At 49.6% G+C, this 3,529-nt stretch carries 4 protein-coding genes; 1 reads left to right on the plus strand and 3 read right to left on the minus strand.

Annotated elements, in window-relative coordinates; translation table 11 throughout:
* Positions 1 to 10: 10 nt before the first annotated feature.
* Entirely contained in the window at positions 11 to 1,189 is a 1,179-nt protein-coding gene (locus tag HMPREF2954_RS00605) for a trans-sulfuration enzyme family protein (RefSeq protein WP_045075217.1), read from the minus strand.
* Positions 1,190 to 1,370: 181 nt separating this feature from the next.
* On the opposite strand from HMPREF2954_RS00605, the gene folE2 reads away from it, so the two are divergent.
* The gene (gene folE2 / locus HMPREF2954_RS00610; protein WP_040668752.1) at positions 1,371 to 2,144 is read left to right on the plus strand and encodes a GTP cyclohydrolase FolE2; all 774 of its coding nucleotides are present in this window, start codon (positions 1,371 to 1,373) and stop codon (positions 2,142 to 2,144) included.
* A 129-nt stretch (positions 2,145 to 2,273) separates the two neighbouring features.
* Here the strand turns inward: folE2 and HMPREF2954_RS00615 are convergent, their stop codons facing one another.
* Together HMPREF2954_RS00615 and HMPREF2954_RS00620 are read right to left on the minus strand one after the other, a co-directional pair.
* Complete coding sequence (locus HMPREF2954_RS00615) at positions 2,274 to 2,828, minus strand: hypothetical protein (protein ID WP_045075216.1); 555 nt, start codon at positions 2,826 to 2,828, stop codon at positions 2,274 to 2,276.
* Positions 2,829 to 3,086: 258 nt separating this feature from the next.
* The gene (locus HMPREF2954_RS00620) at positions 3,087 to 3,455 is read right to left on the minus strand and encodes a hypothetical protein (RefSeq protein WP_045075215.1); all 369 of its coding nucleotides are present in this window, start codon (positions 3,453 to 3,455) and stop codon (positions 3,087 to 3,089) included.
* Positions 3,456 to 3,529 lie beyond the last annotated feature (74 nt).

Consider the following 3,529-nt stretch of genomic DNA (forward strand, 5'->3'; position numbering starts at 1 on the left):
GAGTATTGTACTATTTTGTTTTTAATTGACTATACAACGTCGAATCCAAAGCCTTGGAAATATCGTTCCAAATATCGTCCGCGTCTTCAATACCGATGGAGAAGCGCAGCAGGCCGACTTTGATGCCCATCTCCATTTTCACATCATGTGGCACGCCGCTGTGGGACTGGGAATAGCAATGGTTGACCAAACTTTCGACACCACCTAGGCTGGACGCCATTTTGACCAGTTTCATGTTTTTAATCACGCTGTTTGCCGCTTCGCGCGTGTCGTTTTTCAAATAAACCGTTACCACGCCGCCTATGCCTTTGGGCATTTGGGTTTTCGCCAGTTCGTAATGTTCGTGAGACGGCAGGCCGGGGTAGAACACTTTTTCTACGGCGGGATGGGCTTCGAGGCGGCGGGCGATGTCGAGCGCGTTTTTGCAGTGCGCTTCCATGCGCAAGGCGAGCGTTTTGATGCCGCGCAACACCAGCCAGCAGTCCATCGGGCCGGCAATCGCGCCGGTATGCACCATCATGTCGTGCAGAGGTTTCGCCAGTTCTTTGGTTTTAACCGCAACGATGCCCATCAATACGTCGGAGTGGCCGCAAAGGTATTTAGTGGCGGAGTGGAACACGATGTCGCAGCCCATCTCCAACGGCTGTTGCAGATACGGCGTAGCGAAGGTGTTGTCGATGCCGACCAGTGCGCCGGCTGCGTGGGCTTTGGCGGCAAGCGCTTTGATGTCCACCAGCCGCAAAAGCGGATTGGACGGGGTTTCCAGCCAAACCAGTTTCACATTGTGCGCGGCAAGCAGTTCGTCCAAGCTGTCGGGGGTGCCCAAATCGGCAAAGACGACGTTCACGCCCCACTCTTTATATACGTCAACCAGCAAGTCATACGCGCCGCCGTAAATATCGGCTACGGCGACGATGGTATCGCCCGGACGCAGGAATGTGCGCCACACGGCATCAATGCCCGCCATACCGCTGGAAAAGGCAAAACCCGCCGCCCCGCGTTCCAAATCAGCAACCGTGTCTTCCAAAACCTGACGGGTCGGATTGCTCAGGCGCGAATAGCGGTAGGGAACCTGCTCGCCGATTTCGTGCAGCGCGAACATACTATTCTGATAAATCGGCGGCATCAGCGCGCGGTTGTGTTCGTCGCAATCGTAGCTGGAATGGATGGCTTTGGTGGCGAATTTCATCTCGGTTCAACCTTATAAAGATATGAATAATTCAGGATTTTATCACTATCCGAAAAATAGAAACAATCAATGCGGACACGGTTTGCAAGTGATATAATCTCGCATTTGCAAAACGGACGGCATGAATCCGTTTCCAAACGACACACACCCCAACAATCCGACAATTAAGGACAAACAACGCATGAACGCCATTGCAGACGTGCAATCCAGCCGAGATTTACGCAATCTGCCGATTAACCAGGTCGGTATCAAAGACCTGCGCTTTCCGATTACTTTGAATACCGCCGAAGGCAGCCAATCCACCGTCGCCCGCCTGACCATGACGGTTTTCCTGCCCGCCGACCAAAAAGGTACGCATATGTCGCGCTTCGTGGCGTTGATGGAGCAACAAACCGAGGCTTTGGATTTCGACAGGCTGCACAAACTGACCGCCGAAATGGTCGCGCTTTTAAACTCTCATTCCGGCAAAATCAGCGTTTCCTTCCCCTTCTTCCGCAAAAAATCCGCACCTGTTTCCGGCATCCAATCCCTGCTGGACTACGACGTTACCCTGACGGGCGAAATCAAAAACGGCGCATACAGCCATAATTTGAAAGTCATGGTGCCCGTAACCTCTTTGTGTCCGTGTTCCAAAGAAATTTCCCAATACGGCGCGCACAACCAACGTTCGCACGTTACCGTTAGCCTGACCGCCAACGCCGAAGTCGGTATCGAAGAAATCATCGACTGCGTGGAAGCACAGGCAAGCTGCCAGCTTTACGGCCTGCTCAAACGCCCCGACGAAAAATACGTTACCGAAAAAGCCTATGAAAACCCGAAATTCGTGGAAGACATGGTGCGCGACGTAGCCACCGCGCTGATTGCCGACGGACGCATCGAAAGCTTCATCGTCGAGAGCGAAAACTTCGAATCGATACACAACCACTCGGCTTACGCTTATATTGCTTATCCTTAAACAAGCAAAAAATCGAAAAGGTCGTCTGAAAACCGGAAAATCCGTTTTCAGACGACCTTTCTTTGTCGTATTAAAATTTTTAATACCCTACCCATACTGCTTTCTAAACAATGATATTCACTCAAAGTATCACATCCGACTCAATTCCCTTTGTAAAGCTTGGATGTTTTGCTGGCGGTCGAGTACCGCGCTTTGCAGACTGGTAATCTCTTGCTGGTTGACACGCCCTCCTTTTGCTACGCGAGCTTGCGCCAAAGACTTTTGCGCTTCGCCCAATGCCTTACGTTCGTTGCTCAACTCTGTTTCCAAAATCGAACGGCGGCTAGCGCTGCCGGAAGATTTGGGCACAGGACTTGCAGCAACTATAGGAGCTGGACGGATTGGCGCAACTTTGGGCTTAGCTTTTGCAGTATTTTTAAGAGCAGGTTTAACAACAATATCCGCTTTTTTCACAGGATCTTCAATAGATTCAGATGGAGGAAAAACAGCAGCAGCATCATAAGGTGCATTACTGTATTTGCCGATGGTCGGTAAATCTGCCGAATGGCAGTTTCCGGATGGGCGCGAAGTATAGACAACTTCGCCGTTGACTGTGCAGGTATAGATTTTAGAGGAAGCTTGTGCGCCTGATGCGGCGGCAAACATCAGCAATGAAGCTGCCAATGCGTGGAATGATTGTTTCATGGTAAGGTCGTAATGTGAAATAAGTAATTGTTCGATAGATATTGCTTTCAACTGTAATAGTATAACAATACCAGCATATTCTCTCAAATAGGACGGCTGACTTTTATAGTGGATTAAATTTAAACCAGTACGGCGTTGCCTCGCCTTGCCGTACTATCTGTACTGTCTGCGGTTTCGTCGTCTTGTCCTGATTTAAATTTAATCCACTATAAATTTCAAACTGTGCAAACCGTCTTATTCGCTTTAGCGAAAATTGCTTCACTCGTTTTCAGACGACGTTTTTGCGGCTTTATCCGATTTTTTGGCGCGTGATTTGGCGTTTTTGCTCTTTGTCTCTTGCTCTTGCGCTTTTTCCCGCGATTTTTCTTTTGAACGCGCCTTCTTGGGCTTGGCTGCCTTTTCTTCGGTATCGCTACTTAATTTGTTGATTTTCAGACGGTATGCACCGCCTTGGTGGCTGCTGATTTTGGGCAGATCCGCGCCTGTGCAGTTTCCCGATGGTTCGGATGTGTAGATTTTGCTGTTACCGGAATGGCAGCTGAAGACGGCTGCTGCGGTGTGGAGGGATAAGCCCAAAATGAGGGAGGATGCGACGATAAGTGCCCCTTGCTTGATTCGTGAACGCATATGTTTTCCGTAGTTTGAGTTTTCAGACGACCTATTTTTGTTTTTATAGTGGATTAACTTTAAACCAGTACGGC

Origin of the sequence: Neisseria sp. HMSC067H09 (assembly GCF_001814135.1) — a bacterium.
In the GTDB taxonomy this organism is placed as follows: Bacteria; Pseudomonadota; Gammaproteobacteria; order Burkholderiales; family Neisseriaceae; genus Neisseria.

Bases quoted from the DNA above. Each gene is read 5' to 3' on its own strand.
- HMPREF2954_RS00605 (WP_045075217.1), bottom strand. From the start codon at position 1,189: ATGAAATTCGCCACCAAAGCCATCCATTCCAGCTACGATTGCGACGAA.
- HMPREF2954_RS00615 (WP_045075216.1), bottom strand. From the start codon at position 2,828: ATGAAACAATCATTCCACGCATTGGCAGCTTCATTGCTGATGTTTGCC.
- HMPREF2954_RS00620 (WP_045075215.1), bottom strand. From the start codon at position 3,455: ATGCGTTCACGAATCAAGCAAGGGGCACTTATCGTCGCATCCTCCCTC.
- folE2 (WP_040668752.1), top strand. From the start codon at position 1,371: ATGAACGCCATTGCAGACGTGCAATCCAGCCGAGATTTACGCAATCTG.